Consider the following 25821-nt stretch of genomic DNA (forward strand, 5'->3'; position numbering starts at 1 on the left):
CTACAGCCCGGCCACCTCGCCGATGACGTAGACCGCCGGCGCGGAGATCTCGTGCTCGGCCATCGTCTGCGCCAGGGTGCCCAAGGTGCAGCGATAGGCGCGCTCGGTAGAAAGCGTGCCCTCTTGGATGATGGCGCAAGGAGTGGAGGGGGAGAGGGAGGCGTCGATAAGCGCAGTGGCAATCGCCGGGGCATTCTTCACGCCCATGATGACCGCGAGCGTGGCGCCAGAGCGGGCGAGCGCTGCCCAGTCCACCAAGGACTTTTCATGGCCGGGCGGCAGGTGGCCGGAAACCACCGTGAACCCGTGGACAATGCCGCGCTGGGTTACTGGGATTCCTACGGCCGCGGGAACGGAAATGGCTGAGGTCACGCCCGGAATGACCGTGGTGGGAATAGACGCTTCCGCCAGCGCTTGCACCTCTTCAAAGCCGCGCCCAAAGACGAAGGGATCGCCCCCCTTAAGGCGGGCCACCTTGCGGCCGGCACGGGCGTGCTCGATGAGCAGCTCGTTGATCTTTTCCTGCGAGATTGACTTCTTATAGGGGAGCTTAGAGACGTCAACAAGCTCTTTGGAAGAAATATCACACAGCTTATCGAGCTGCGCCGTAGGTCCTAGGTGATCGGCAAGAATAACCTCTGCATCCTGCAGGGCGCGCATGCCGCGCACGGTAATGAGGTCCCATGCGCCGGGGCCGCCGCCAATCAGGGTTACGGGATGAATCTGTGCGGAAGTCATAGGACTTCATCTTAGTGGGCGCCCGACTATGCTTGGGCCACATGGATACCGGTAATTACGATGCCGAAACCGTGCGCTTTTTCGATGTGGCGCACGAAGGCGCCCAAATCCGCCTAGTGGCCGGAGAAGTGGAGCGCTGGGGCGAGGCGCTCAGCGGGCTCAATCCCCGCTCGCTTGTCATTATTCCCACCGACGCGATTGCCCGCCAGGCCGCCCACCTGGGCGTTGGCCTCGCCGAGCCGCTGCGGATCCCGATTGTGGTGACCGAATCGCTCCCGCGCTACGTGGGGGCGCTGGACCTGGTCGTGGTCGTCGGCGAGCCCGGCGAGTGCGACTGGGCGTCGCGCGCCCTCATAACTGCCAGCCAGCGCGGTGCCACCACCCTGCTCATCGGACCGGCTAAGGGCCCGCTGGTGGAGGACTGCCCGGAGGATACGCTCGTCGCACCTTGCCTGCCGACGGCCGAGGGTAGCTCGCCCGCGCGGAGCATTGCCGCCCTGCATGCGCTGTGCTGCCTGCTCTATCAGGGCCCGACCGCGGTGAAGGAGACCCTCGAGGACCTCGCTGCGGCCGTGGACCGCGAGCTCGCGCAGCTTTCTCCCGAGCGCGATGCCACTACCAATCCGGGCCGCCAACTGCGCGAGTTTATCGACGGCGCCCGCGTCATCCATTCCTGCGTGCTCGACCCGTACTCTTATTCTGAGCGTCGCGAGCACGTGCAGCTCGACGCCCTCGTAGCCCGCATGGCCGCGACCATCTGGGCCGTACATGGCCTGCCGAGCGCTTATGTGGACCCGGCCGAATTGCGCCGCGCGCTCGACCGGGATTCTGATAGTTCCCCGGCCACTGATCTCTTCTTTGACCCCTTCATTGATGGCGATGGTGCTGAGGGCGCTTTGGTACCCTTGAAGGTAGTTTTCTGGGGGCAGGAAGAGGCGAACCTGCCCAACTCGCTTGCAGTCCGCAGCATCGACCCGGAACCGGGCCTGGGGCATCTTGCCCGCTCACTGCAGCTTATTACGCGGAGTTTTGCCGCGACCGCCTACGAGATTTCTAAAGGATAGAAACACATGCAGCTGTTGCACAGCGCCACTCGCAATTATTCCTGGGGCTCGCGTACCCTTATCCCGCACCTGCAGGGCCAGCCCGATTCCGACAAGCCCGTCGCAGAGCTGTGGTTCGGCGCCCACCCCGGCGACCCTTCCACGGTAGATGGCCGCCTGCTCAACGAGGTCATTGCAGAGGATCCGGCAGGGCAGCTAGGCAGCCGCGTATCTGCCGAGTACGGCGAGCGCCTGCCCTTCCTGCTCAAGGTGCTTGCGGCCGAGGAGCCGCTGTCCTTGCAGGCTCACCCGTCAAAGACGCAGGCGGAAGAGGGCTTTGCCCGCGAAAACGCCGCCGGTATCGAGCTCACCGCGTCCAATCGCAATTACAAGGACGATAACCACAAGCCCGAGCTCATCGTCGCGCTCACGGATTTCTATGCCATGGCCGGCTTCCGCCCCTTGGCGCGCACCCGCGAGCTTTTTGCCGCCCTCGAGTGCCCTGAGCTGGATCACTACGTTGCCATGCTTGACGACGACCCCTCGGCAACCACCGAGTCCGCCAACCTGCGCGTCCTTTTCACCACGTGGATTACCATTCCGGCTGCCAAGCGCAAGGAGCTCATTTCCGCCATTGTGGCCGCCGGCGAGCGCCTGATCGCCGCCGACCCGGCCGATTGGAAGTCCCGCGTCATGTCCACGGTGCTGGATCTTAACCAGCGCTACCCAGGCGATATTGGTGTGCTGGGCGCCTTGCTACTCAACCACATCGAGCTCTCGCCCGGCGAGGCCGTCTACTTGGATGCCGGCCAGCTCCACGCCTATGTCTCCGGCCTCGGCGTGGAGATCATGGCTAATTCCGATAACGTGTTGCGCGGTGGCCTGACGCCTAAGTTCGTGGACGTTCCAGAGTTGGTCAAGGTCTTGACTTACGCCGCTGCCGACGAGCCGCGAGTGCAACAACAAGATAAGTCCGCCCAAGACAATGTCCACGATGCCGCCGCATGGTCGTACCCGGTACCCATCGAGGAATTCCTGCTGGACCGCGTGGAGCTCACCGGTTCGTCTTCTGTGGATCTTGATTACGACGGCCCGACCATCGCCCTGTGTACCGCAGGTTCCGTAACCTTTACCGATGCTGCGGGCAAGACCCTCACCGCGACCCCAGGCCAAGCAGTCTGGCTGCCAGCCTCCGAGAGGCTCGTTACCGCTACTGCGGCATCCGACGCCGCCGACCTCTTCGTCGCCCGCGCCTAGTCCGCGTTAAGCCACACAAGCACGCTTCGCCGCCGTCCTCCGGTTTCAGGCGAAGCGTGCTTTTCCGTCTTCACTACGGCCGCGTTGTGGCTTGCTCCGCCCAATTCTTGGCGCACATTGTGGCTGCTTCGTAGCTTCCGCGTGCCAGCACATGCAAAACAAGCACGTTTCCCCGATTTCTGCCTTCAAAATCGAGGAAACGTGCTTGTTTTGTTCGCCTACGCTGAGAGCCGACTCCGAATTAGCGCGAAGGCGCCGCTTCGCTCGGTGCCTGCTGGGCCGTGACCGGTGCCTGCTTAGTCGGCACCAAGTCGGTAGGCTCCTGGTTCTGATCGGCGGATGGTCGCTCTGCAGCGGCATGGCCAGTGAGCTGTTCTTGTTCCGCCTTTTCGGCTTCGGGCCGCTCCGTGCCGGCTGGTTCATGGGCCGGTGCGTCGGAAGCCTTGCCCGCATCATCATGCACGGAAGGTTCCTCAGCCGAAGGCTGCTGGGTCGACGGGGCAGTGGTGGCCTGCGGGGTGTTGCCGCCATTGCCACGGTTGCCGCCCTGGTTGTTCTGCGGGGCGCCAGTAGACTGCGAGCCGTTCTGGTTGCTCGGGTAATCAGGCGTTAGACGCTGATTGCCCTGGCCGGTGCCCTGACCACCCTGGGTAGTGCTATTGCCCTGCGAAGCAGTTCCTCGAGGGGAAATATTCTCCGGGCGGTATACCTTGGTGGGCTGGGTTGCCGCCTGTGGGCGCACTACCGCATTAGGGGCGAGAAACGGATCGTTGTTGTGCGGTTGCTGGTGCTTGGCATCACCGGAGGAGGCGGTAGAACTCGTAGCGTGCGCGGAGTGCTTCTTCGAGGGGGAATGGTCCGTGGAAGAAGTGGTGGTCTCCTCTGCTGCAGTGTGGGTCGGGGAGACGGAGGTGGTCGCGGACTGATCCGCGGCATTGGAATAGTTGGCGCTCGGCGAGCTCATGCGCCAGACGGCGACTCCGACGACGACCGCGGCGATCAGTCCGGCCACAATGAACACGTAGACGCGGCGCGAATCTGGCTTCATCGTGGCTGTCCTTTCTATGAGGTGGGCCGTTTAAGCCCAAGGGGGGAGGGCGATCCAGTGCCCCGGTAACAAGTTGGTAACGAGACTATCATGTTTGGGAAACATTGCGACGGCGTCGCGTTTCTGTGATAAGTAAACAAAAAGGCAGTTCACGGGCGTAGAAGGCCATGCAAACCTTTTCATCGTCTGCTTTCTTTCGCCAAGAAAGCGTGTATAAATGGCGCTGAAAGCACCGAAGGAGTCAAAAGTGAGTACTTGGGACGAAAATATTTTCAGCACGGACCTCAACATCGATTTCTTGGACGAGATGGCAAACCTCGATGAAGAAGGGGTAATCCGCGCCGTCGAGGATGCCTGCGAGGTCGCACACAGCAAGCCAAAACTCAGCGAAGAAGAGGAGCAGAACGCTCAAGCGGCGGCCACCATTGCTGCCATTTGGGCTGGTGCGCCCTTTAGTGCGGGCGAAGTTGTCGAAGACTACCCCTATATTAGGGAGCTGGTGGGCTCTGGCAGCGAGAGCTTGACGGAAAATGCTCTCGAGGTGCTCGAAAACGTCGAGGAAGAATATGACCTCGAGCCTTTCATCGAGGCCCTGTCCTAAGTCGCACCCACTGCTTGCGGCAGCGGCCGCGAGACAGTGGCCCCGCGGATGAAATAACAGAAGGGAAGATAGCCCACACCTATGCTGATCAGCATTGAAGGAATCGACGGTGCCGGTAAAAATACGTTGGTCTCCGCACTCAAGGAGTCGTTGGACCGGCCCGTAGAGGTTATTGCCTTTCCGCGCTATGCAGATTCGATTCACGCGCAGCTAGCGCAAAAGGCACTCTATGGAAAGATGGGCGACCTCACGGATTCGGCTTATGCCATGGCGACGCTATTCGCGTTGGATCGCTATGGCGTCAAGGACCAGCTGCAGCGCGCCAAGGAATCCGACACTGTGGTGCTCCTGGATCGTTACGTGGCCTCCAATGCGGCGTATTCGGCGGCGCGGCTCGAAGACGATGCAGTGATGGAGTGGGTGCACAATCTGGAATTTGGCACCCTCAGCCTGCCGCAGGCGGACCTGCAGGTGTATTTGGATACGGCGGTAGAGGTGGCGTCGGAAAGAGCGCAGGCACGAGCCCAAGCGGACGCCAGCCGGGAACGCGACCGCTACGAACGCGATGGCGGGTTGCAAGAACGCACCGCCGCGGCCTACCGGCGCCTAGCAGATGCGGGCTGGGGTGGACGCTGGATCGCTACCGCCGATGCGGATACTATTATTTCAGCGATAAAAGACCTTGTAGGAGAATAAAACGTGGCGCCCAAGATTTTGGTTGTCGATGACGATCCGGCTATCTCAGAGATGCTGACCATTGTGCTCGAGTCCGAGGGGCTCAAGCCCATTCCGGTCATGGACGGCAATGACGCCGTGCCTGCCTTTGAGCAGCACGAGCCGGACCTCATCCTGCTGGACCTCATGCTCCCGGGCATGAATGGCGTAGATATTTGCCGTGCCATCCGCCGTGAATCCTCCGTGCCCATCGTTATGCTGACCGCCAAGACCGATACGGTTGATGTGGTCCTTGGCCTGGAATCCGGCGCGGATGATTACATCACTAAGCCATTCAAGCCCAAGGAGCTCATCGCACGCATTCGTGCGCGCCTGCGTCGCACCGATTCTGCGGAATCGGAAATCCTGGAGGTTGCGGACCTTGTCATTGACGTGCCGGAGCATACAGTGCGCCGCACCGATGGCACCGAGCTGAACCTGACTCCGCTGGAGTTCGACCTGCTGCTGGAAATGGCGCGCCGCCCCGGCCAGGTGCATACGCGTGAATCGCTGCTGGAATCCGTGTGGGGCTATCGCAATGCCTCTGATACCCGCCTGGTAAACGTGCACGTCCAGCGCCTGCGTGCCAAGATCGAGCACGATCCGGAAGACCCGCAGATCGTGCTGACCGTGCGCGGCGTGGGCTATAAGACCGGCAAGGCCGGCGCCGGGGAGTAAGGACCATCGGCATCATTGAGCGTCTAAGGCGCATTCGAGACGCCTTCATTACAACGTGGCGCACCTCTTTGCAGGCGCGCGTCATTGGCATGATTTTGGTCGCCTCCTCGGTGGTCATGATCATCTTGGCCTACGCGCTGGTGTCCGTGCTCACCCAGCGCCTGGTCAGCCAGAAAGAAGACGTGGCCCAACAGGAGCTGGAGCGCGCCCGCACAGCCGTGGAACAGCAGATTGATGCCACCAGTTCTGCTAACTCCGTCCAGGTACGTATTAACTCCGCGCGTGCTGCGTTGGGCCAGCTCTCCGCCCAACAGGGCGATGCCCAAGCGGTCTATGAGCCAGTCATCGTGGTGGAAAACCAGGATGGCTCTGTTACCACTTCGCCCGAGGATTTCCCCGTGCCGGATCAGCTGCGAGAGATGGTGGATCAAGGCCAGATTGCGCAGCAGTATTTCCCAGCGCCGCGCGAGAATGGTGATCACTACAACGCCTTGCTGGTAGGCACGCCTACCGATACCGATATTCCCCATACGCAGGTCTACCTGGCGCTGTCCATGGAATCGGAAGAGTCCACCATGGCGTTGATGCGCGGCCTGCTCTCGGCAGCCGGCGTGGTGGTCGTGGTGTTGCTGGTGGGCATTGCCTGGCTGGCTACCCAGCAGGTAATTACGCCGATTCGCTCGGCCTCGCGCATTGCACAGCGCCTGGCGGCGGGTCATTTGAAGGAGCGCATGGCCGTCGATAGCGATGATGAGATGGGCCGCTTGGCCGCGTCCTTCAATAACATGGCCGATAAGCTGTCCTCCCAAATTGCGCAGCTGGAGGAGTACGGCGATTTGCAGCGGCAGTTTACTTCCGACGTCTCCCATGAGCTGCGCACCCCATTGACCACCGTGCGTATGGCCGCGGACATGATTGAGGCGGAAAGCGATAGCCTGCCGCAAGGCGCCCAGCGCGCTTCCCGCTTGATGTCGAGCGAACTGGACCGCTTCGAGGAGCTGCTCGCGGACTTGCTGGAGATTTCGCGCCACGATGCTGGCGTGGCGGATTTGTCGACGGCAGCCATTGATCTGCGCTCCTGTGTGGAGGCGGCCTACGGGCAGGTGGAGCATTTGGCCCGCGAGCTCGACGTGGAGGTGCAACTCAACCTGCCGGAGGAGCGCATCGGAGTCGAGGCCGATTCACGCCGCCTCGAGCGCATCTTGCGCAACCTGCTGGCCAATGCCATTGACCACTCGGAAGGCAATCCGGTGGCGGTCGACGTTGCTGCCACGGACACTGCGGTGGGCGTTACCGTTACGGACCATGGCGTGGGCCTAAAACCGGGCCAAGAAGAGCTGGTATTCAACCGCTTCTGGCGTGCGGATTCTTCCCGCAAGCGCCACTCCGGCGGCACTGGTTTGGGCCTGGCTATCGCCCGCGAGGACGCCGTCCTGCATGGCGGCACGCTAGATGCCACCGGCTACGAGGGCTTTGGTTCTCGCTTCCGCCTCATTATTCCGCGCACCCCGAATACCGAGGTGGGCGAGGATCCCATCGCTGTGGAGATTCCCGGCGCACCCGTCACCAGCACTGCGGACGGTAGCGAACTGGCAGAACCCGAAGCTGAAGCTACAGAAGCACAGGATACTGGCGCCGCCGAGCCGGACGCTGGGCCTGCCTCTGCAACGCCGGCTATTTCATCGGGCATGAGCTCGCCGCACGTCGACAAGAGCGAAAAAGGCAGCGATGGCGAGGCCGACGGCGATGGCATCCTCTGGCCTTCGGAACGCGAGCTTAACCGCGGCGCGGCCGCTCCAGACAGGCGCGCCTATAAGGCCCCGGACTTTGAGGGTAGGAGGAAGTAAAGCGTGTTGAGAGCGAACTATCGCAAGATTGCGGTTGTCGGCACCGCAGCGGCCGTGCTTTTCGTCAGCGGTTGTTCCACGCTGCCGAATAACACCGGCCCGCAAGTAGTCGGAACCTACCAACAGCAAGAGGACGGCCCTGAAGAAGTCATTGCACCGCAACCGGGCGATGATCCGGACTTGACGTTGCGTGATTTCTACCAGGCTTCTGCCGTGCCGGGAAACGACCATGAGGTCGCGCGCGGCTTTTTGACGGATAACGCCCGGGAAGCCTGGGACGCCAGCGGTGACGTGATGGTGGTCGATAGCCTGGACATCGTTACCGCGCCCGCTAGTAAGCAAAGCTCGAGGGATAATGAGCGCGCCTTCACGGTGCGCGGCACCATCATCGGCCGCCTGAAATCCGGCGGTGCGTACGTGCCGGAAAATGAGGGCTACGAGGCCGTCATCTACATGAAGAAGCAAGACGATAGATGGCGCGTCGATGGCTTGCCGGCAGGGGTAGTAATGGAGCGCAATGAAATGCGCAATCACTACACCCCGCAATCGTTGTACTTCTTTAAGCAGAGCAACGATGTGCTGGTTCCAGACCGCCGCTGGCTGTATAAGGGTGGCGAACAATCGGAGTCGACGCTCCTTACGCTGTTGATGGAGGGACCTTCAGCTAGCATTGCGCCCGCTACCCGGCGGGCAGCGGGGGAGAATGTCACTTTCGCTGGCTACGATCGCGAACAGGGCTACCAATTCGAGGGCCTTGCTGACCTAGACGCTCAAGATCGCACGCTCTTTGCAGCCCAGCTAGTGTGGACGCTCACGGAAGCCGGCCATACCGGCCCCTTCAAGGTCAAAGCCGATGGCGGTGACCTGGTGGAGGGCATGGATAGCCTCAGCGTGGATGACTTCGCGGACTATAACCCGGAGGAAAGCAGCACCTCTTTGTCTAAGCTCTATGCCCTTAATGAGGGCAACCTGCTGGAGGTAGACGATGGCGTGGCCGAGCCGGTCAAGTCCACGCTGGGCAGCAGCGGCGATGTGCAATCCGTGGATGTTGCCGATAGCGGCCTCGTTGCGGCCGTGCGCCGCAAGTCTAATAGTGACTTCTCGCTGCAGATAGGCGAGCTTGACGGCCAGCTGCAGGATTCAGTGGATGGCCCCACACTGGCACGGCCCACCTTCGAGTACAACGGGCAAGCCGCCTGGACCGTGGTCGATGGCGATCGCATCGTGCGCGTGGTGCGCTCCAAGACCACGGGCCGCATCTCCGAATCCGAGGTGGATGCCCGCAGCATCGACGATATTGAGGGCGAAATCTCCGTTATCCGCTTGTCCCATAGCGGTGCGCGCGTGGCCATGATTATTGATGGCCACGTGTACATTGCGGCCGTTGCCCAATCCAGCAGCGGCGATAAGCGCATCGTCAATGCCCGCGAGGTAGGCCCCGAAGTATCTGGCTCGGCACTATCGCTGGACTGGAATGCGGATGGCTCGCTTATCGTGGGTACTTCCTCGAGCCAGTCGCTCGTATGGCGCATCGAGCAGGATGGTTCCTCAGCCTCGACCATGCCCACCGGCAATATCACCGCCCCCGTGGTGGCCGTGGCAACCTCGCCTACCAAGCTCTTTATTACTGATTCGCACGCCATGCTGGAGCTTCCTTCCACCGTGATGGACGAAACCAACTGGCGCGAGGTCTCCGGCCTGCAGGGTCGGCGTTCTTCCCCTATCGTTTCTAATTAGCCGCCAGAGGGCCTGCGCGGCTGGGGAGAGGCGATTATGGGCTTGGGGGAGCTTATTTTTCCGCGTGCGTGCGCTGGGTGCGGCGCGCCGGGTGAGGTCTTGTGCCCACCGTGCCGCGATCACCTGCGGCAGCCGCCCTACATGGTGGCACGGCCCCGGCTGCTGGGCGCGCCTGTCTATGCTCTCGGCCCCTATTCCGATATTCGCCGCCGCATCATCATTGGCATGAAGGAGCGTGGCAATCGGCCGGTGCGCGAGTATGTGGGGGCCGTCTTCGCGGCCGGGCTGGCTCATTTGAGCGCCCGCGGCGATATCCCGCGCGAGTACACCCTCGTTCCCGCGCCTACTCGGCCGCGTTCGGCGCGGGCACGCGGCGGCGATCCGGTGTCCGCTGTGTGTCACGCCGCGGCGCAGCACCAGCGCGTGGGCGTGTGCGCGGCGCTCACAATGGGCCAGTCCACCGCGGACCAGTCCGAGCTCAACGCCCAGGATAGGTGGGCCAACCTGCAGGGCCGAGTCCGCGTGCGCGCCCCAATTGCGCAGGGCCCTGCATTGCTTGCCGACGACGTCATTACCACCGGTGCCACCCTCGCCGCGAGCATCGCCGCCCTGCAGGCCGCGGGTGTGGAAGTCTGCGGGGCATTGGTCTTTGCGGATGCCTAGATAGGGGTGGCGCCCACCCTCGAGGTAGGGGAGTTGCTTAAAAATTTCCCGCAAAGGTCATAACCAGTGCTACCATGAGGAGTGTCACAGAGAGATAGTTACTGTGATTGATTCTAGTCCCCACTACTCAAGGGAGGCATCTCAATGTCCCAGCCAAACAAAGCTCAGGTAACGATTACGGGCCGCAATGTCGAGGTCCCCGAGCACTTCCAAGAGCGAGTTAATGACAAGCTGGCCAAGATTGAACGCCTTGACCCCACCCTGACCTTCTTCCACGTGGAGCTGCAGCACGAACCAAACCCGCGCCGTGACTCCGAAGCGGAGCGTCTTCAGATCACCGCTACGGGCAAGGGACATATCGCCCGCGCTGAAGCCAAGGAAGATTCCTTCTACGCAGCGCTCGAAACCGCCTTGGGCAAGATGGAGCGTTCCCTGCGCAAGGTGAAGGTGCGCCGCGAAAACGTCAAGGGCGGTCACCGTGCACAAAAGGGTACCGGCGAGATTGCCGCTGAGATGGTGGCCCAAGCTGAAGCGGAGCGCGCCAAGGAAGAGCGCTACGTTGACCCCTATGCTGAGACCGTGGAGGACGTTCGCCCCGGCCAGATCGTGCGTACCAAGGAGCACCCGGCTACCCCGATGAGCGTGGATGATGCCTTGAGCGAGATGGAGCTGGTGGGCCACGACTTCTTCCTCTTTGTCAACGAGGAGAACAATAAGCCGTCCGTGGTCTACCGCCGCCACGCCTACGACTACGGCATTATCTCCCTGTCGGAAGACGCTGAAGCTTAAAGGAGCTCATACATCTCTTAGCTAACGACCCTGCTGCGAGTATGCAGCGGGGTCGAATGTGTGGTTAGGGGAGGGGGCGTCGGCAAGCAGGTTGCGGGGGATATACAGGCTGAACGGAGGCTGTCCGCCTGCCCTTTGTGCTAGGCGGGAGATGCTTTGTGAAAGCGAGTGAGTACAATAGCGACGAGTTAACTTTATTGTCGCGACTAGAAGGACTAACTAACCGTGTTTGGACTTTCCAAGCTGCTGCGCGCGGGCGAGGGCCGTACGGTCAAGCGCCTGGGCAAAATGGCAGACGATGTAATTGCCCTTGAGGATAAGTACGCGGAGCTTTCGGACGACGAGCTTAAGGCGAAGACCGACGAGTTCAAGACTCGCCTGCGAGACGGCGAAGAGATGAATGACATCTTGCTCGAGGCCTTTGCCACCGTCCGTGAGGCTGCCTGGCGCGTCCTCGATCAGAAGCACTACCGCGTGCAGATCATGGGCGGTGCGGCCCTGCACTTCGGCAACGTCGCCGAGATGCGCACCGGTGAGGGCAAGACCCTGACCTCGCTGCTGCCGGCCTACCTCAATGCCCTTGACGGCAAGGGCGTCCACATCGTGACCGTTAACGATTACCTGGCAAAGCGCGACGCCGAGATGATGGGCCGTGTCCACCGCTGGCTCGGCCTGTCCGTGGGCGTCATCCTGTCCGAGATGCGCCCGCCAGAGCGCAAGGCCGCCTACGATTGCGACATTACCTACGGCACCAATAACGAGTTGGGCTTTGACTACCTGCGCGATAACATGGTCCGCTCCCTCAACGATGTGGTCCAGCGCGGCCACAACTTCTGCATCGTGGACGAGGTCGACTCGATTCTTATCGATGAAGCCCGTACCCCGCTCATCATCTCCGGCCCGGTAGATGGTTCCTCCCAGTTCTATAGCGTCTTCGCGCAGCTGGCCCCGCGCATGCGCGAGGGTATCCACTACGAGGTGGACCACAAGAAGCGCACCATCGGCGTGCTGGAAGAGGGCGTGGAATACGTCGAGGATCAGCTCGGCATCGATAACCTCTACGCCCCCGAGCACTCCCAGCTGGTGTCCTACCTGAACAATGCCTTGAAGGCTAAGGAGCTTTTCACCCGCGATAAGGACTACATCGTCCGCAATGGTGAAGTCATGATCGTGGACGGCTTCACAGGCCGCGTGCTGGCCGGCCGCCGCTACAACGAGGGCATGCACCAGGCCATTGAGGCCAAGGAGCAGGTGGAGATCAAGAACGAGAACCAGACCCTGGCTACCGTTACCCTGCAGAACTACTTCCGCCTGTACGAGAAGATCTCCGGCATGACCGGTACGGCAGAAACCGAGGCCGCCGAGCTGCACTCCATCTATGACTTGGATGTGGTGCCGATTCCTACCAATAAGCCGAATCAGCGTGCCGACCACTCTGACCGCATCTACAAGACGCAGGAAGCTAAGTTCGCTGCCGTAGTGGACGATATTGCCGAGCACGTCGAGTCCGGCCAGCCGGTTCTGGTCGGTACCACCTCCGTGGAGCGCTCCGAGTACCTGTCCCAGCTGCTGTCTAAGCGCGGCATCAAGCACAACGTGCTTAACGCTAAGCACCACGAGGAAGAGGGCCAGATCATCGCCCGTGCGGGACGCCCCGGCACCGTCACCGTGGCTACCAACATGGCCGGCCGTGGTACCGATATCGTGCTCGGTGGCAACCCCGAGGTCATCCTCGATGAGAAGCTGCGCGAGCGCGGCCTAGACCCATTCGAGGATGAAGAGAAGTACCAGGAGGCCTGGGAAGCAGAAATCGATTCCGAGAGGGAGCGCTCCAAGAAGCTGGGTGACCAGGTGCGCGAGGCCGGTGGCCTCTACGTGCTGGGCACCGAGCGTCACGAGTCCCGCCGCATTGATAACCAGCTGCGTGGTCGTACCGGCCGCCAGGGTGATCCAGGCGAGACCCGCTTCTACCTGTCCATGCGCGATGAGTTGATGGTGCGCTTCGTGGGCCAGTCCATGGAGAATATGATGAACCGCCTCAACGTGCCGGACGATGTCCCCATCGAGGCCAAGATGGTTTCCAACTCCATCAAGGGCGCCCAGGCGCAGGTGGAGAACCAGAACTTTGAGATGCGCAAAAACGTCCTCAAGTACGACGAGGTGCTCAACGAGCAGCGCAAGGTGGTCTACGCTACCCGACACGACATCCTTGATGCCGGCGATATTCAGGACAATATTCGCGGCATGATCGATGACACCGTGTCCGCTTATGTCGCTGGCGCTACCGCCACCGGCTATGTGGAGGACTGGGATTTGGACGCGCTGTGGAATGCGCTGGATTCCCTCTACGGCCCCACCATTTCCCATGAGGAGCTGGTGGAAGGCTCCGAATATGGTTCCCCGGGTGAGCTTTCTGCTGAGCAGCTTCGCGACGCCCTGGTGCAGGACGCCAATAATGAGTACGACAAGCTCGAAGAGTCTGTGACCGCCATCGGCGGCGAGCAGCAGATGCGCAATACCGAGCGCATGGTCATCCTGCCTATCATCGACCAGAAGTGGCGCGAGCACCTCTATGAGATGGACTACCTCAAGGAGGGCATCGGCCTGCGCGCGATGGCGCAGCGCGACCCGCTGGTGGAGTACCAGAAGGAGGGCGGCGAGATGTTCAACGCCATGAACGATGGCGTGAAGGAAGAGACCGTCCGCCAGCTATTTATGCTGCGTAAGCAGTTCAAGCAGCAGGAAGAGGAGCAGGCCGGCGAATCAGCTGCTACCGCTTCCGGCAACGGTGAGGGCACCGTAGAGGCCTAGGCCTCGGCGCCCTTCGTCCAATCCCGCCCCGTCCCCGCTCGTGATGAACTGCCCCCCGAAAGTTGGACTGGTTTAATTCTAGGCGGTTAGGGCTTCAAGGGTCTGATTTCGATATTGCATCGGGGTTAGACCCTTGAGTCGTTGTTGGATGCGTTCGGTGTTGTACCACCGGATGTACTCGTCGATTGCCTGGTTGAACTCTGCGACGGTGTCGAAGGCTTCTCCGTGGTACATCTCGGTTTTCAGGTGGCCGAAGAAGTTCTCCATGACCGCGTTGTCGTAGCAGTTGCCTTTGCGTGACATCGATTGGACTCCCTGGTGCTGGCTAATCAGGGTGCGCCATGATGAGTGCTTGTATTGGAATCCTTGATCGGTGTGGATCATCCAGCCCGGCTCTGGAGCACACGCTTTGATCGCCTGCGCCAACGAAGCCGAGGTAAACGCCGTAGACGGCGATGTGGCCACTGTGTGGGCGACGATTGAGCGGTCGAACAGGTCCATCACCGGTGAGAGATACACCTTGCGGCCAGCGACTTTGAACTCGGTGACGTCGCTGACGAAGACAGTGTTGAGCCTATCGGGGGTGAAGTTGCGCTCGAGTGTGTTCTCAGCGATGTAGCTGATTGTGCCAGTGTAGGAGATGTAGGGCCTGCGCTGGCGGATCTTGGCTTTCAAGCCCATGGCGCGCATGAGCTTGTAGACAAGTTTGTGGTTGACCACCCAGCCCTGGTTACGCAGGTCGAGCAGTACCCGCCGGTAGCCGTAGCGGTGTTTGTTGCGCTGAAAACTGTCCCGGATCGCTTGTTTGAGCTCGGCATGTTTATCCGGTGCGGTGAGTCGTTTTTGGTGGTAGAAGAATGTCGAGCGTGCCATGCCGGCCGCATCCAGGAGGTAGTCCAAGCGGTGGTGTGACTTGAGGATGACGATTGCCTGGGCTTTCAGGCGTGTCCCTGGTTCCTCAAGTCTCGCAATTTTTTTAAGTAGGCGTTTTCCGCTTCCAGCCGCTCAACCTGGCGGCGAAGCTTTTCCTCTTCCGTGAGGCGTTTCGGCGCAGCCGATCCTTTGGGCCTGCCCTTCGGCTTCGGGCGCAGAGCCTCGTCGCCGCCTCTGCGCCACTTAGCCACCCAGTCCTTGACGAGGTGGTCGGATGAAAGATTGAACTCTCGGGCAAGATCCATCATCGACTCACCCGCAAGATGACGTTCTACAACTTCCTTCTTCGCCTCGAAGGAGTAGTGCTGCTTGTTTGGTTTCTCCACGAGACATAGTCTGCCACGCAGTTGGAAACGGCGATAAAGTCTACGCGTTGCGTCTCTCGAGACACCGACAACACGAGCAGCGGCTCGGCAACCCATTCCCTGCTCGAAAAGCTCCACTAACTGCTCACGCTGAACTTCACTCAGCGAACTACGTGCTCTCAAAGAAAATGCTCCCCACTAGTTGTTGGCAACTGATTTCTCAGTCCAACTAATGGGGAGCAGTTCATGATAGTGGGAGCGGGGCGGGTTTCTTTTCAGGAAAAAATGAGTAGAATATAAGAAACCTGTCCATTCTGCTTATTTCCTGTGAGGAGCTCCACTGACGATGCGCCGCCGCTCTCTGCGTCTCGGTATTACGACGCTCCTGTCCGCCACCTTGCTCGGTGGCGCCACGCCGGCCGTGGCCTACGAGATGCAGCGTGATTCTGCCACCTCGTTGCGCATCATTTTGGATTCGGGCGAAAAGATCGAGCAGGATAACGCGGCTGCGGCCATCCTGGCTATTGCTACCCAGCGCAAGGAAGCATTGGTGGCCGATGGAATCTTGTCCCAGGACAAAGCGGACGCCGCCTTCGAGTACTACTTTGGCAAAGCCCGTCTCAATACCGCGCGCACCGATGGCAATATTTATTCCGCCCCGCTGGACTTCCCGTGGGAGCCAGAGGAGCGGACGCAATCCCTAGACGGCAAGCAGTACACCGAAGCGGCCGTATTGGATTACCTCGACATGCTGGGCGCCAACTATGCCCAGGCGGTAATTCGCGCTGAGCTGGGCGAGTTTACCAAGGACTTGCCGCAGGCCCCCGCCGGCAACGCGGCGACCTCTCTAAGTGGCCAGCTGCCGACCATCGGGGAAACTGGCTCCGCCTTCCCGGATGAGTTCCCTGCCTATGCGGCGGCGCTGCGCGATATTGTCACCATCACCAAGCAGGTCAATGCACCTTTGGAGCAGGCCGCCGTCTCGCACCGTGATGCGGGAACCGTGCCTGAGGATGCGGCGGCGAATGAGCATTCCGGTCTATCCGCCTTCGAAGGTGGCCTCCTAGCCACCGGTATTGCGGCGCTGACCAGCGCCGCCGGATTCGGATGGTCCGCGCTCGACTGGTCCGAAATCCTTTCTCACCTGGGCCAGTTCTTCTCCTAGGCGCCAAGCCCTGCCCGCTGAGTTAGAGCAAGCGGAACGACGTTAAACCGGTGGGGCTCGCCGAACCCGTAAATGCATGCTGCTGTTGGCCTATGTGGGCGGAACCAAAGTACTCGCCATTGGGCCGCGCGTGCAGGCTGGTCAATTGCAGTCTGTCCGTGGCATAGGGGCTTGTGCGCCGGCGCACCCACGATCCAATGTGCAGGCGGATGGCATCCGAATAGCGCGGTGAATTGAGATGGGCTAGCGGGCGATAGCCGGCGGCTACCTCGAGCGCGAAGACTACCCAGCCTTGGATGCGGTGTTGGGCGGCGACTTCCGCGGACGTCGGCAAGCGGCCATAGCGCACGCGGTGGGGCGCAATGAAGAGTTTGAGGTGCGAGTAGCCGGGGATGGGCTCGTACATGGTGGGGAAGTAGTGCTCCTGAATAAGGGCAGGAGGCGGACGCGTGATAATTGTCTCATGCCCGCCCCAACCCCGCCATTTCTGAGGGTTTCCTGAAAGGCGTGGGCGCGAATGAGCGCGCGGTTCGCTATACTCTCGGGGAGTTAAAGAGAATCGTAACCAAAGGATTTAAGTACATGCGTGGTCTAATCGTTGACTATGTCGGCGTCCTTGACGGCACCGAAGAAGACAACCGCCGCTGGAAGGCGCTGCTGGCCGCCGCCAAGGCAAATGGCGCAGCAACCGCCATTCTGTCCAACGACCCAGGCGGACCTGGTGCGGAGCACATCCGCGAGTGGGAGTACCGCGGAAACGTCGACGCAGTCATTCTTTCCGGAGAGGTGGGGGCGGAAAAGCCTGAGGTCGCTGCTTTTCAGGCGGCCGCAGATGCTCTAGAGCTGCCGCTCAATGACTGTGTCATGGTTGATGATTCCATCCTCAACGTGCGCGCCGCCGTGGAATCCGGCATGGTGGGCTTTTTGTACACCAGCTTTGACCGCGTCTCCGTTGAAATCCAGGCAGTCTTCGATATTGAAGGTGAGTTTTAGTGGCTAAAGCCCGCGTTTACATCCCTGCTACCTACGCCATGCTGGCGGAGCTGGAAGAAACCGGCTCGCTGTCCGCGCGCTCCGGCTGGGGTTTCATGGTGACCCCTGCACTGCAGGAGTTCTATACCGAGGGCGATGAAGAAGAAATTGCCTACTCGGCATTCCTCGAGGCCTCTATGGCCTCCATGCGCCTTTTGGCCATTGGCGATGAAGAGAAGTTCCCGCACCGCCGCGTGGTTATCTCGGTAGACTTGGATGATTCTGTCCTCACCCCGCGCCCGGATATGGGCGAGCCGGTGGTAGAGCTCAAGCCGGCGCAGTTCAGCACGGACGACCTAGCGGCCATCCACGTGGATATTGCGGAGTCCGAGGAAACCACCGCAAAGGCCATCGAGGCTATCGATACCGCAGACCTGGGCGATGAAGACGCGGAGCTGGCCGTGGGCGATGCACTGGATAAGTTCATGGCCTTTTATCACCCCACCGAGCTGCCATTCCTCGTAGAACTGCTCTAAATACTCAAGGAGACAACATGACTCAGCGCTTCAAAAACCTCGTTGCGGCCACCGTTACCGCAGGCGCAGCCCTCATCGCCGCGCCGGCCGCCCTGGCAGATACCACCCCAGCTGCAGATGCGGCTGCCGACGCCGTGCCCACCACCCCGTGGCTGGCGCTGCTAGAGACCTCGTCCCAGGGCACCTGGGGCCAGATCCTCGATGTATTCTTCGGCATCGTGGATGGCATTTTGGGTGTTATGGCCGATACCGGCTTCCACCTCTAATTTTCCCACTCCACGTTGGTGCGCAAGGCCTCGAGCAGGCCGCGCACCGCGTCGCGCCGCCGCGCACTGGCGGTATCAGGGGAGATAAGCGCAGGATCATCGAGGCCGCATTCTGGGTCCGCAGGCGGGCCCATGTGCGTACAACCGCGGGGGCAGTCCTCGATGGCGGCGGCAAGGTCTTCAAAGACGCCAAGTACGTCATCGGCATCGACGTGCGCGAGGCCAAAGGAACGAATGCCGGGGGTATCGATAATCCAGCCACCGGTGAATGCATCCTCGGCGGGGAGGGGGAGCGCCACCGATTGGGTGGAAGTATGCCTGCCCTTGCCGACGCCCGATACTTCCCCTGTTTCCCTATCCGCATCCGGTACCAGCCGGTTGACCAGGGTGGATTTACCCACGCCGGAATGTCCGATGAGTGCGGTGACGTGGCCGTCGATGTGGTGGCGCACCGCCTCAAGCCCGTCTTCGACGCCGGCTTCCACCACCGTGACGTCGAGGTCGGCGAACTCGGCCGCGAAGGGAGCAGGATCCGTGAGATTGGTCTTGGTCAGGCACAGGATGGGGTGGATATTGCCCACAAACGCAGCGATCAAGGCGCGCTCGACAAACCCGGAGCGCGGCGGCGGATCGGCCACGGCGGTGACGATGAGCATCTGGTCCGCATTCGCCACCACGATGCGCTCATAAGGGTCGGTGTCATCCGCCGTGCGCCGGAGGACGGAGGTGCGCTCTTCCAGCTTCACAATGCGCGCTAGGGTGTCCTTCTTGCCGGAGGTATCGCCCACGACGCCCACGCGGTCGCCCACCTCGATGGCGGTGCGGCCCAGTTCACGGGCGCGCATGGCGGTGACGCGGGGGCCGTCGTCTAGCGCTACGCCCCAGCGCCCGCGGTCCTTGGTGATAACCATGCCGAACTTGGCATTTTTGTGCTTGGGGCGGTCCTTAGTACGCGGCCGCGAGCCCTTGCCGGGGCGCACGCGCACATCGGATTCATCGAAAGAACCGAAACGCCTAGCCATTGCTCTCCTGTTGCTCGGGGTCCACCATCGTCTCCCACATGCGGTCGAAGCCGGGAAGGGTCTTCGCGGTGGTGGCAATGTCTTCTACCTCTACGCCCGGTACCCGCAGGCCGATAATCGCGCCCGCGGTGGCCATGCGGTGATCCGCGTAGCACGGCCACTCCCCGCCGTGGAGAGGGGCGGGGTCGATGTGTAGGCCGTCGGCAAGCTCGGTGACCTTGCCGCCGAGGGCGTTGATATTATCCGCCAGCGCCTTCAAACGGTCGGTCTCGTGCCCGCGCAGGTGCGCAATGCCGGTCAGGGTAGAGGGGGTGTCCGCCAGGGCGCACAATGCCGCGACGGTGGGGGTGAGCTCGCCAATATCGCCCATGTTGCGCTCGATCCCCTGCAGCGCGCCGTCTTTGGCGCCCTTGGCAGTAACAAAGCCCGGCTCTTGGGTGACCATGACACCCATATCCACCAAAATATGCCGAATGGCGTCGCCCGGCTGGGTGGTATTGGCAGGCCAGCGCTTAATGGTTACCCGGCCGCCGGTGACGGCAGCGGCGGCAAGGAAGGGCGTGGCATTGGAGAGATCTGGCTCGATTGCCCATTCCCGCCCGGCAATCGGACCGGGGTGCACGGTCCAGGTATTCTCGCTGGAATCTACGCGTACGCCGGCTTGGCGCAGCATGCCTACGGTCATCTCCACGTGCGGCATGGAAGGCAGGGGACCGCCCTCGTGGGTGACGGTGATGCCTTGTGCAAAGCGCGCACCGGCCAGCAGGAGTCCGGAGACGAACTGCGAGGAGCCAGAGGCGTCGATAGTAACCTCGCCGCCTTCCGGCACTCCATGCGAGCGGACGGTAAAGGGCAGGCTATCGCCGTCCACCTCGACGCCGAGCTGGCGCAGTGCATCCAGGGTGGTGGACATGGGGCGGGCGTAGGCTTGCTCGTCGCCGTCGACAAGCACGGCGCCGTCCGCCAGGGCCGCAACCGGCGGGATAAAGCGCATGACCGTGCCGGCTAAGCCGCAGTCCACCGTGGCGCCCTTAAGCGGGCCGGGGGTGACGTGGATATCCTCGCCTTCGTGCTCGAAGCGCACGCCCATAGATTCCAGGGCCTTTTCCATCAGCTGCGAATCGCGGGAGACCAGCGGCGCGCGCAGGGTAGAGGGGCCATCGGCCAACGCCGCCAGAATGAAAGCGCGGTTGGTAATAGACTTCGAGCCCGGCACGTGCTGGGCCCACGTAATGGGGCCTGCCGCTTGCGGGGCGGACCAAGGTTGAGACATATCGTCCATAATAGAGGGCATGTGCGGAAGATTCGTTCTTTTTACCGAGTCCCTTCTCGATGAAGTGGGCGCACTGCCCGGAGTTACTGAGGTCCACGCCCCACAAGGCACCCCAGGCCCGCGCTACAATATTGCGCCCACCCAGCCGGTGGCGATAGTGCGCGTGCGCGAAAGCCTCGCCCAGGTCGACCCTGCGCGGTGGGCACTGCTGCCGCACTGGAAGAAGGACCTGGACGGCCCGCCGCTGTTTAACGCCCGGGCGGAGACGGTGGCCAGCAAGCCCTCCTTCCGGCATGCCTTTAAGGGGCAGCGCTGCCTTATCCCCATGAACGGCTACTACGAATGGCATCAAGAAGAAGGCGGCAAGCAGCCCTATTACGTCCGCGCGGAAGAGGGCCTGTTGTGGGCGGCGGGCCTGTGGGACACCGGCCTAGACCGCCTGTCCGCCACGATTGTCACCACTGCAGCGACGGAAGAAATGGAGTGGCTGCACCACCGCCTGCCGCGGTTCTTGGCGGCCGAAGAAATGCGTACCTGGCTGGAGGGCAGCCCCGAAGAGGCCGCTGAGCTGCTCTTGCCGACGCCACTGCGTGGCTTTCACACCCACCCCGCCGACAAGGCTGTGGGCAGCGTATCCAACGATTATCCGGAGCTACTCGGCGAGTAGATCGGCAAAGCTAGCAGAGCACAGCTCTGCGAGGTCCTCCGCATTGAGCTCGATATCCAGCCCGCGGCGCCCGCCGGAAATAAAGACGGTATCGAAAAGCACGGCGGTTTCCTCAATGACCGTGGGCAGCGCGTTCTTCTGGCCCAGCGGGGAAATGCCGCCGGGAATATATCCGGATGACTTGGACGCGTCATGCGGATCCGCCATGGCGGCCTTAGAAACGCCGTGGGCGGCCGCGGCCTTCTTGAGGCTCAGGTGGTGGGTGGTAGGGATTACGCACACCGCCAACTTCCGCTTGGGCCCTTTGCCTGCCGTTAAATCGATGACCAGGGTTTTGAGCACGCGTTCCGGCTCTACCTCGAGGGCCGCCGCGGCGTGATCGCCGAAGTGATCCTTGCCCGCCTCAAAGGTGTACACATGGTGGTCTACGCCGGCGTCTTCCATGACTTTGAGCGCTGGGGTGGCTGCATGCGGGGACTTTTTGGACATGACTGGGATTCTAACGCTACGCGTTAGGATAGAAATTGTGGCTAAAGAAACAATCAGCGAAAAGGAGCTGCAGCGCCGCTTCGAAGCGGAAGCGCTGCCCCTGCTAGACCAGCTCTACGGCGGTGCCCTGCGCATGACGCGCAACCCGCAAGATGCTGAGGACCTCGTGCAGGAGACCTACCTCAAGGCCTATAAGTCCTTTCATTCCTTCAAGGAAGGTACAAACCTTAAGGCTTGGCTGTATCGCATCATGACCAATAACTACATCAACTCCTACCGCAAGGCGAAGCGCCGGCCCACGGAGTCCTCGGCCGATGACCTGAGCGATTTTCAGCTTTATACCACCGCGGGACACGATTCCACTGGCCTGGAATCCGCCGAGGTAGCTGCGCTTAAGGACATGCCAAACGCCACCATTTCAGAGGCCATGAATGACCTGCCCGATGACTACCGGATGGTGGTGTACTACGCGGATGTAGAGGGCTTGGCGTATAAAGAGATTGCAGAAATCATGGATACTCCGCTGGGCACGGTGATGTCCCGGTTGCACCGGGGAAGAAAATTGCTCCGGAAAGCGTTGAAAGACGTGGCACGAGAACAAGGCATTGGATTAGAACACCCAGACATGGAGGAGAAGTAATGGACCGCGCAACGGAACACAACTGTGGTGCGTGTAGCTCCCCAGAGGTACAGGCCCTCCTGTGCGAGCTTCTCGATGAATCGACCACCTATGCCCGCGCGCTCGCTATCCGGGAGCACATCGCCCAGTGCGATTTCTGTCAGCAGCGCCTCGAGAGCGAGGAGATTATCCGCTCCCTGGTGCGCAACTGCTGTAACGGCCAGGCCAAGGCGCCGCAGGCGCTGCGCCGCCGCATTTCGATAGAGATCACCCGCATCGACACGGCGTGGTAGGCACTGTTGCTCACCCGCTGTGGTGGGGTCTGGTCTCATGATCTTCCAACTTTTTGCTTGAGTCCATACTGATCGGGCCGAATTGAGGGCGGAAGGGCCGAATTGAGACCCCAATGTGTTCAATTCGGCCCGATCACATTGGACTTAAGGCACGGAGAGGTCAAGCGGGGAGCTAGGAGACGACATCGATGCTTGATTTCTAGCGGTCGTGGAAACACCTGACATGGGTTGGGTGATTGTGTGGAGTCGAAATGGGTTCCGGATTCTGTTGTCGTGGCGCGGTTTGCGTCGTTGGTTCGGGCTGGTAGTTCAATACGGGCGGCTGCTGGTGTGGTTGGTTTACCGCGGTCGGTGGCTTATCGGCTTGCTGGTGAGTTGGACTTGCCGCGCAAGCGCCGCAGGCGTATTAGCTCGGCTGACAGTCAGGCAATAGCTCGCCTGTGGCTTGAAGGTGTGGCACCAATGGATATTGCGCGCCAGCTTTCTATAGGCTCTACTCCGGTATATCGAATCGGTATTGAGCTTGGTTTGTGGAAACGCAATCCGTACGGCCGCAAAGCTGCGGCAACAACTCGCCGGTGTAGTTATCTGCAACTGCGTGTAAATGCTTTAGGACGCAAAGATGCCGCTTTAGCCTGTGGCATTCATCCGCGTAATGCTGCTGATATAGACAAAGGCGTCATTAAGCTTTCCACCGGGCGTGTGCCTTTTGTCCCGGATGGCCCGGATGTGGCGCTGTATAACAGGCTTATGCAGGTACTCGAGTACGTTGATGGTCGCCAAGCAGTTCCAGTCCAGGTTATTTCACAACAGCGTATCGATAGGCGTATTTCTTCGCGCTATCTATCGATAGAAGAGCGCGAGCTCATCTTTGATCTTGACCGGCAAGGCAAAGGCGTACGTGAGATAGCTCGGCGTCTTCAGCGCTCTGCTGGAACTATCAGCAAGGAACTTAAACGCAACCGGGATGAGTTTGGGGTATATCTTCCCACGTATGCGCACCGTAAATCGGTGTTGCGTAGGTTTAGACCGAAAAAGCGCAAGATTGATACCAATCCACGCTTGCGTGAGGTGGTTTGGGAAATGGTGAAAGACAGGTACTCGCCAGAGCAGATTTCTGGGCGGTTGCGCAGTTGCTACCCCGGTGATGAGACTATGTACGTGTGTCCTGAAACGATTTATCAATCTCTGTATTTCCAGGCTAAAGGCGAGTTGAAAAAAGAAATCGCTGCTGCACTGCGTCGCGGTCACGCCCAACGTCGACCTCGTGGCACGCGCAGCGCCCGCAAGCGGTTTGTTGACCCTATAGTGATGATTTCCGACCGGCCAGCAGAAGTAGACGACCGAGCCGTACCAGGTCATTGGGAAGGCGACCTCATTTTAGGCGCGGGCAATAAGTCTGCAATTGGGACTCTCGTAGAACGAACCACGCGCTATGTCATCTTGCTGCATCTACCTAATGGGCATAATGCTACCGAAGTAAATGCAGCACTTACTAAAGCGATCGCTGGCTTGCCAGATCATCTCAAAGGCTCACTTACCTGGGACCAGGGAAGTGAAATGGCCTGCCATAAGGCCTTTTCTGTAGCGACAAACTGTCCCGTGTTCTTCTGCGATCCTGGCTCGCCGTGGCAGCGGGGCACCAATGAAAACACCAACGGACTACTTAGGCAGTACTTCCCCAAAGGAACAGACCTAAGCCTCCACAGTGCAGCGGACCTAGAATTCGTCGCCATGCAACTCAACCGCCGCCCCCGCAAAACCCTGGGCTTTCAAACACCAGCCGAGAAAATGGCAGCACTGATAAACTCAACCGAAACATAGGAAGTGTTTCCACGACCACTAGAATCCGCCATGTGCGTCTGACATAGCAAAAGCCCGGTTCTACGGTCGAAGTGACCGAGGGAACCGGGCTTTGAGTAATGCTGTGCGTTATGCGCCAGGACGCTTGCCGTGATTAGCGGACTTCTTGCGGCGATCCTTGCGCTTGCGACCACGCTTGCTCATTGCGCACTCCTTCGTTGAGGGTATCTGAACTTTATTCAACTGTAGCGGCTAAGGGCGCCGAAACGAAAATTGGGGGCCGGTTCTTAAGCGGAAACGCGGGCGCGGCCACGGCCGCGGTTACGGCGACGCTTGAGGGCGCGGCGCTCCTCTTCAGACAGGCCGCCCCAGACGCCGGCGTCTAGGCCGGATTCCAGTGCCCACTTCAGGCAGGAAGAGGCAACAGGGCAACGGTTGCAGACCAGCTTGGCCTTAGCGATTTGGGTAAGTGCAGGACCAGAATTGCCTACTGGGAAGAACAGCTCGGGGTCTTCGTCGCGGCAAACAGCTTCGTGGCGCCAATCCATGATTGATATCTCCTAACAAAAATTCGACAGCAGTAAGCACAAGCGCTTTTCATGAAAATGAAAAGCAACCAATGCCAGGGTGGGTGGTTGTGTGAACTGGTCTGCGTGCAGTGGGGCCCGGTCTCGAGGTCGGGCCAGCGTCGCCGCCGCCAATGGTTCACATTGTGGTTACTTGAAGTTTCCTTCAAGTTAAGAAGAGGTTTACGTCCTCTTTCTTTTTGCTACCCCAGAATCATGACATGTTTACTCAGACTCCGCTAGGGGTAGAGGCGAAATTGTGGTCAACCTCACGTGAATGAAACTAGTGTGGGGGTCATTTAGGTCGACGTATGAGTTGAAAGAAGCCTGTGAGAAACGCGCTGAACTGGTGCATTGTCCAAAAAGCATTGAGTGTGGTGACTGAAGAAGCGTCAAATCTACCCGGCTAACCCCTGCCCCCGCGAAACCTGAGTGGCGCACAAGGAAATGGCCTCGACCGGTGAGTAGACTGTGGGTTTGTGTCTAAGCAGAAGAAAAAGCAGGTAAACAAAAAGCAAAGTGTTTCCTCCGCGCAGCCGGCGCGTGAGGAGAAGGCCCAGCAGGGCGCGCCCCAGCCGGTCCTCGTGGCCGCAGCGCTCGCCGTGGTTCAGTCCATCGCCGTCATCTGCTTCGGTATCTTCCTGATTGTGCGCGAGGCGACCGGCGCAGAAAATGGTTCCATGGTGTCGGACTCGGGCTCCGGAAGCTTTGTGGGGCTGGGCACCGCACTATTTATCTTTATTGTCTTTGGCTTTGTCATTGTGGGTGCTTGGGCCATGGTCAAGGGAAAGCGCTGGGGTAGGGGAGCCATTATCCTGGTCGAGCTCATCTTGGCAGCGAGCTCCTTCCAGATGTTTAGCGGCGGATCGCCGCTACTTGGTGCGGTGACCTTGGCGAGCGCCGCCGTAGTCATCTTCCTGCTCATGTTCGTCCGCGCTTCCACGGAGTGGGCGGCAGCTAACTTCTAAATTCGCCGCCACACACAA

At 60.5% G+C, this 25821-nt stretch carries 27 protein-coding genes and 1 pseudogene; 19 read left to right on the forward strand and 9 right to left on the reverse strand.

Annotated features, from left to right (window positions below; all coding sequences use genetic code 11):
- Window positions 1–738, reverse strand: a complete 738-nt coding sequence (gene cobA, locus ACKFRX_RS03655; protein WP_408928143.1) for a uroporphyrinogen-III C-methyltransferase — start codon at window positions 736–738, stop codon at window positions 1–3.
- Window positions 739–779: 41 nt separating this feature from the next.
- Between cobA and ACKFRX_RS03660 the strand changes: the two genes are divergently transcribed.
- Window positions 780–1802: an exopolyphosphatase gene (locus tag ACKFRX_RS03660; RefSeq protein WP_234447432.1), complete on the forward strand. Its 1023-nt coding sequence runs from the start codon at window positions 780–782 to the stop codon at window positions 1800–1802.
- 6 nt (window positions 1803–1808) lie between these two features.
- Entirely contained in the window at window positions 1809–3038 is a 1230-nt protein-coding gene (gene manA, locus ACKFRX_RS03665; RefSeq protein WP_200436100.1) for a mannose-6-phosphate isomerase, class I, read from the forward strand.
- A 241-nt stretch (window positions 3039–3279) separates the two neighbouring features.
- Here the strand turns inward: manA and ACKFRX_RS03670 are convergent, their stop codons facing one another.
- A complete protein-coding gene (locus tag ACKFRX_RS03670; RefSeq protein ID WP_250412651.1) occupies window positions 3280–4086 on the reverse strand; it encodes a hypothetical protein in 807 nt (268 codons plus the stop codon).
- A gap of 247 nt (window positions 4087–4333) precedes the next feature.
- Between ACKFRX_RS03670 and ACKFRX_RS03675 the strand changes: the two genes are divergently transcribed.
- The 8 genes from ACKFRX_RS03675 to secA all read left to right on the forward strand — a co-directional run bounded on the left by ACKFRX_RS03675 (window position 4334) and on the right by secA (window position 13926).
- Complete coding sequence (locus ACKFRX_RS03675; protein ID WP_040424829.1) at window positions 4334–4687, forward strand: DUF4259 domain-containing protein; 354 nt, start codon at window positions 4334–4336, stop codon at window positions 4685–4687.
- 81 nt (window positions 4688–4768) lie between these two features.
- Window positions 4769–5383 carry a dTMP kinase gene (locus tag ACKFRX_RS03680; RefSeq protein WP_005322408.1) on the forward strand — a complete coding sequence of 205 codons (615 nt, stop codon included), beginning with the start codon at window positions 4769–4771 and terminating at the stop codon, window positions 5381–5383.
- Window positions 5384–5386: 3 nt separating this feature from the next.
- A complete protein-coding gene (gene mtrA, locus ACKFRX_RS03685; protein WP_005322406.1) occupies window positions 5387–6079 on the forward strand; it encodes an MtrAB system response regulator MtrA in 693 nt (230 codons plus the stop codon).
- A 68-nt stretch (window positions 6080–6147) separates the two neighbouring features.
- Window positions 6148–7926 (forward strand): MtrAB system histidine kinase MtrB, encoded by a 1779-nt coding sequence (gene mtrB / locus ACKFRX_RS03690; RefSeq protein WP_408928144.1) that lies wholly within the window; start codon window positions 6148–6150, stop codon window positions 7924–7926.
- Window positions 7927–7929: 3 nt separating this feature from the next.
- A complete protein-coding gene (gene lpqB / locus ACKFRX_RS03695; protein WP_408928145.1) occupies window positions 7930–9663 on the forward strand; it encodes an MtrAB system accessory lipoprotein LpqB in 1734 nt (577 codons plus the stop codon).
- A gap of 141 nt (window positions 9664–9804) precedes the next feature.
- Window positions 9805–10326 (forward strand): ComF family protein, encoded by a 522-nt coding sequence (locus tag ACKFRX_RS03700; RefSeq protein WP_234447431.1) that lies wholly within the window; start codon window positions 9805–9807, stop codon window positions 10324–10326.
- Between the two features lie 144 nt (window positions 10327–10470).
- Complete coding sequence (gene hpf / locus ACKFRX_RS03705) at window positions 10471–11115, forward strand: ribosome hibernation-promoting factor, HPF/YfiA family (RefSeq protein ID WP_005322401.1); 645 nt, start codon at window positions 10471–10473, stop codon at window positions 11113–11115.
- A 225-nt stretch (window positions 11116–11340) separates the two neighbouring features.
- Window positions 11341–13926 carry a preprotein translocase subunit SecA gene (gene secA / locus ACKFRX_RS03710; protein WP_005322400.1) on the forward strand — a complete coding sequence of 862 codons (2586 nt, stop codon included), beginning with the start codon at window positions 11341–11343 and terminating at the stop codon, window positions 13924–13926.
- Between the two features lie 78 nt (window positions 13927–14004).
- On the opposite strand, the pseudogene ACKFRX_RS03715 reads toward secA, so the two are convergent.
- Window positions 14005–15265: pseudogene (locus tag ACKFRX_RS03715) on the reverse strand (IS3 family transposase).
- Between the two features lie 245 nt (window positions 15266–15510).
- Here ACKFRX_RS03715 and ACKFRX_RS03720 point away from each other — a divergent pair.
- Window positions 15511–16329, forward strand: coding sequence for a hypothetical protein (locus ACKFRX_RS03720; RefSeq protein ID WP_150850783.1), 819 nt, complete (start codon window positions 15511–15513; stop codon window positions 16327–16329).
- Between the two features lie 22 nt (window positions 16330–16351).
- Here ACKFRX_RS03720 and ACKFRX_RS03725 read toward each other — a convergent pair whose 3' ends face one another.
- The gene (locus ACKFRX_RS03725) at window positions 16352–16735 is read right to left on the reverse strand and encodes a hypothetical protein (protein ID WP_200436096.1); all 384 of its coding nucleotides are present in this window, start codon (window positions 16733–16735) and stop codon (window positions 16352–16354) included.
- Between the two features lie 176 nt (window positions 16736–16911).
- On the opposite strand from ACKFRX_RS03725, the gene ACKFRX_RS03730 reads away from it, so the two are divergent.
- From ACKFRX_RS03730 to ACKFRX_RS03740, 3 genes are read left to right on the forward strand one after another with little or no spacing between them, the layout of a single operon-like run.
- Entirely contained in the window at window positions 16912–17322 is a 411-nt protein-coding gene (locus ACKFRX_RS03730) for an HAD-IA family hydrolase (RefSeq protein WP_150850785.1), read from the forward strand.
- Window positions 17322–17837 carry a DUF6912 family protein gene (locus ACKFRX_RS03735; protein WP_408928146.1) on the forward strand — a complete coding sequence of 172 codons (516 nt, stop codon included), beginning with the start codon at window positions 17322–17324 and terminating at the stop codon, window positions 17835–17837. The genes ACKFRX_RS03730 and ACKFRX_RS03735 overlap by 1 nt, the downstream gene beginning before the upstream one ends.
- Window positions 17838–17854: 17 nt before the next feature.
- The gene (locus tag ACKFRX_RS03740) at window positions 17855–18103 is read left to right on the forward strand and encodes a hypothetical protein (protein WP_200436095.1); all 249 of its coding nucleotides are present in this window, start codon (window positions 17855–17857) and stop codon (window positions 18101–18103) included.
- Here ACKFRX_RS03740 and rsgA read toward each other — a convergent pair.
- Both rsgA and aroA read right to left on the reverse strand, forming a co-directional pair.
- Window positions 18100–19125 (reverse strand): ribosome small subunit-dependent GTPase A, encoded by a 1026-nt coding sequence (rsgA, locus tag ACKFRX_RS03745; protein WP_408928147.1) that lies wholly within the window; start codon window positions 19123–19125, stop codon window positions 18100–18102. The two genes, ACKFRX_RS03740 and rsgA, sit on opposite strands and share 4 nt — an antisense overlap.
- On the reverse strand, window positions 19118–20419 hold the full coding sequence (gene aroA, locus ACKFRX_RS03750; RefSeq protein WP_408928148.1) for a 3-phosphoshikimate 1-carboxyvinyltransferase: 1302 nt from the start codon (window positions 20417–20419) through the stop codon (window positions 19118–19120). The genes rsgA and aroA overlap by 8 nt, the downstream gene beginning before the upstream one ends.
- Here aroA and ACKFRX_RS03755 point away from each other — a divergent pair.
- On the forward strand, window positions 20418–21065 hold the full coding sequence (locus ACKFRX_RS03755) for an SOS response-associated peptidase (protein ID WP_150850790.1): 648 nt from the start codon (window positions 20418–20420) through the stop codon (window positions 21063–21065). The genes aroA and ACKFRX_RS03755 overlap by 2 nt on opposite strands.
- Here the strand turns inward: ACKFRX_RS03755 and ybaK are convergent.
- Window positions 21051–21554 (reverse strand): Cys-tRNA(Pro) deacylase, encoded by a 504-nt coding sequence (gene ybaK / locus ACKFRX_RS03760; protein ID WP_408919129.1) that lies wholly within the window; start codon window positions 21552–21554, stop codon window positions 21051–21053. The genes ACKFRX_RS03755 and ybaK overlap by 15 nt on opposite strands.
- A 37-nt stretch (window positions 21555–21591) precedes the next feature.
- Here ybaK and ACKFRX_RS03765 point away from each other — a divergent pair, with 37 nt between their 5' ends.
- From ACKFRX_RS03765 to ACKFRX_RS03775, 3 genes are all read left to right on the forward strand, one after another.
- Window positions 21592–22194 carry a sigma-70 family RNA polymerase sigma factor gene (locus ACKFRX_RS03765; protein WP_408919128.1) on the forward strand — a complete coding sequence of 201 codons (603 nt, stop codon included), beginning with the start codon at window positions 21592–21594 and terminating at the stop codon, window positions 22192–22194.
- On the forward strand, window positions 22194–22466 hold the full coding sequence (locus tag ACKFRX_RS03770; RefSeq protein WP_198492673.1) for an anti-sigma factor: 273 nt from the start codon (window positions 22194–22196) through the stop codon (window positions 22464–22466). The genes ACKFRX_RS03765 and ACKFRX_RS03770 overlap by 1 nt, the downstream gene beginning before the upstream one ends.
- Before the next feature lie 750 nt (window positions 22467–23216).
- On the forward strand, window positions 23217–24290 hold the full coding sequence (locus ACKFRX_RS03775; protein WP_234447260.1) for an IS30 family transposase: 1074 nt from the start codon (window positions 23217–23219) through the stop codon (window positions 24288–24290).
- 108 nt (window positions 24291–24398) lie between these two features.
- Here ACKFRX_RS03775 and ACKFRX_RS03780 read toward each other — a convergent pair whose 3' ends face one another.
- Both ACKFRX_RS03780 and ACKFRX_RS03785 read right to left on the reverse strand, forming a co-directional pair.
- A complete protein-coding gene (locus ACKFRX_RS03780) occupies window positions 24399–24473 on the reverse strand; it encodes a 50S ribosomal protein bL37 (RefSeq protein ID WP_100067784.1) in 75 nt (24 codons plus the stop codon).
- Between the two features lie 83 nt (window positions 24474–24556).
- Window positions 24557–24817 carry a WhiB family transcriptional regulator gene (locus ACKFRX_RS03785; RefSeq protein WP_005322377.1) on the reverse strand — a complete coding sequence of 87 codons (261 nt, stop codon included), beginning with the start codon at window positions 24815–24817 and terminating at the stop codon, window positions 24557–24559.
- Between the two features lie 497 nt (window positions 24818–25314).
- Here ACKFRX_RS03785 and ACKFRX_RS03790 point away from each other — a divergent pair, with 497 nt between their 5' ends.
- Window positions 25315–25803, forward strand: a complete 489-nt coding sequence (locus tag ACKFRX_RS03790; RefSeq protein WP_200436090.1) for a hypothetical protein — start codon at window positions 25315–25317, stop codon at window positions 25801–25803.
- Window positions 25804–25821: the final 18 nt, after the last annotated feature.

The organism is Corynebacterium tuberculostearicum, assembly GCF_046097465.1.
GTDB classification, from domain to species: domain Bacteria; phylum Actinomycetota; class Actinomycetes; order Mycobacteriales; family Mycobacteriaceae; genus Corynebacterium; species Corynebacterium tuberculostearicum_I.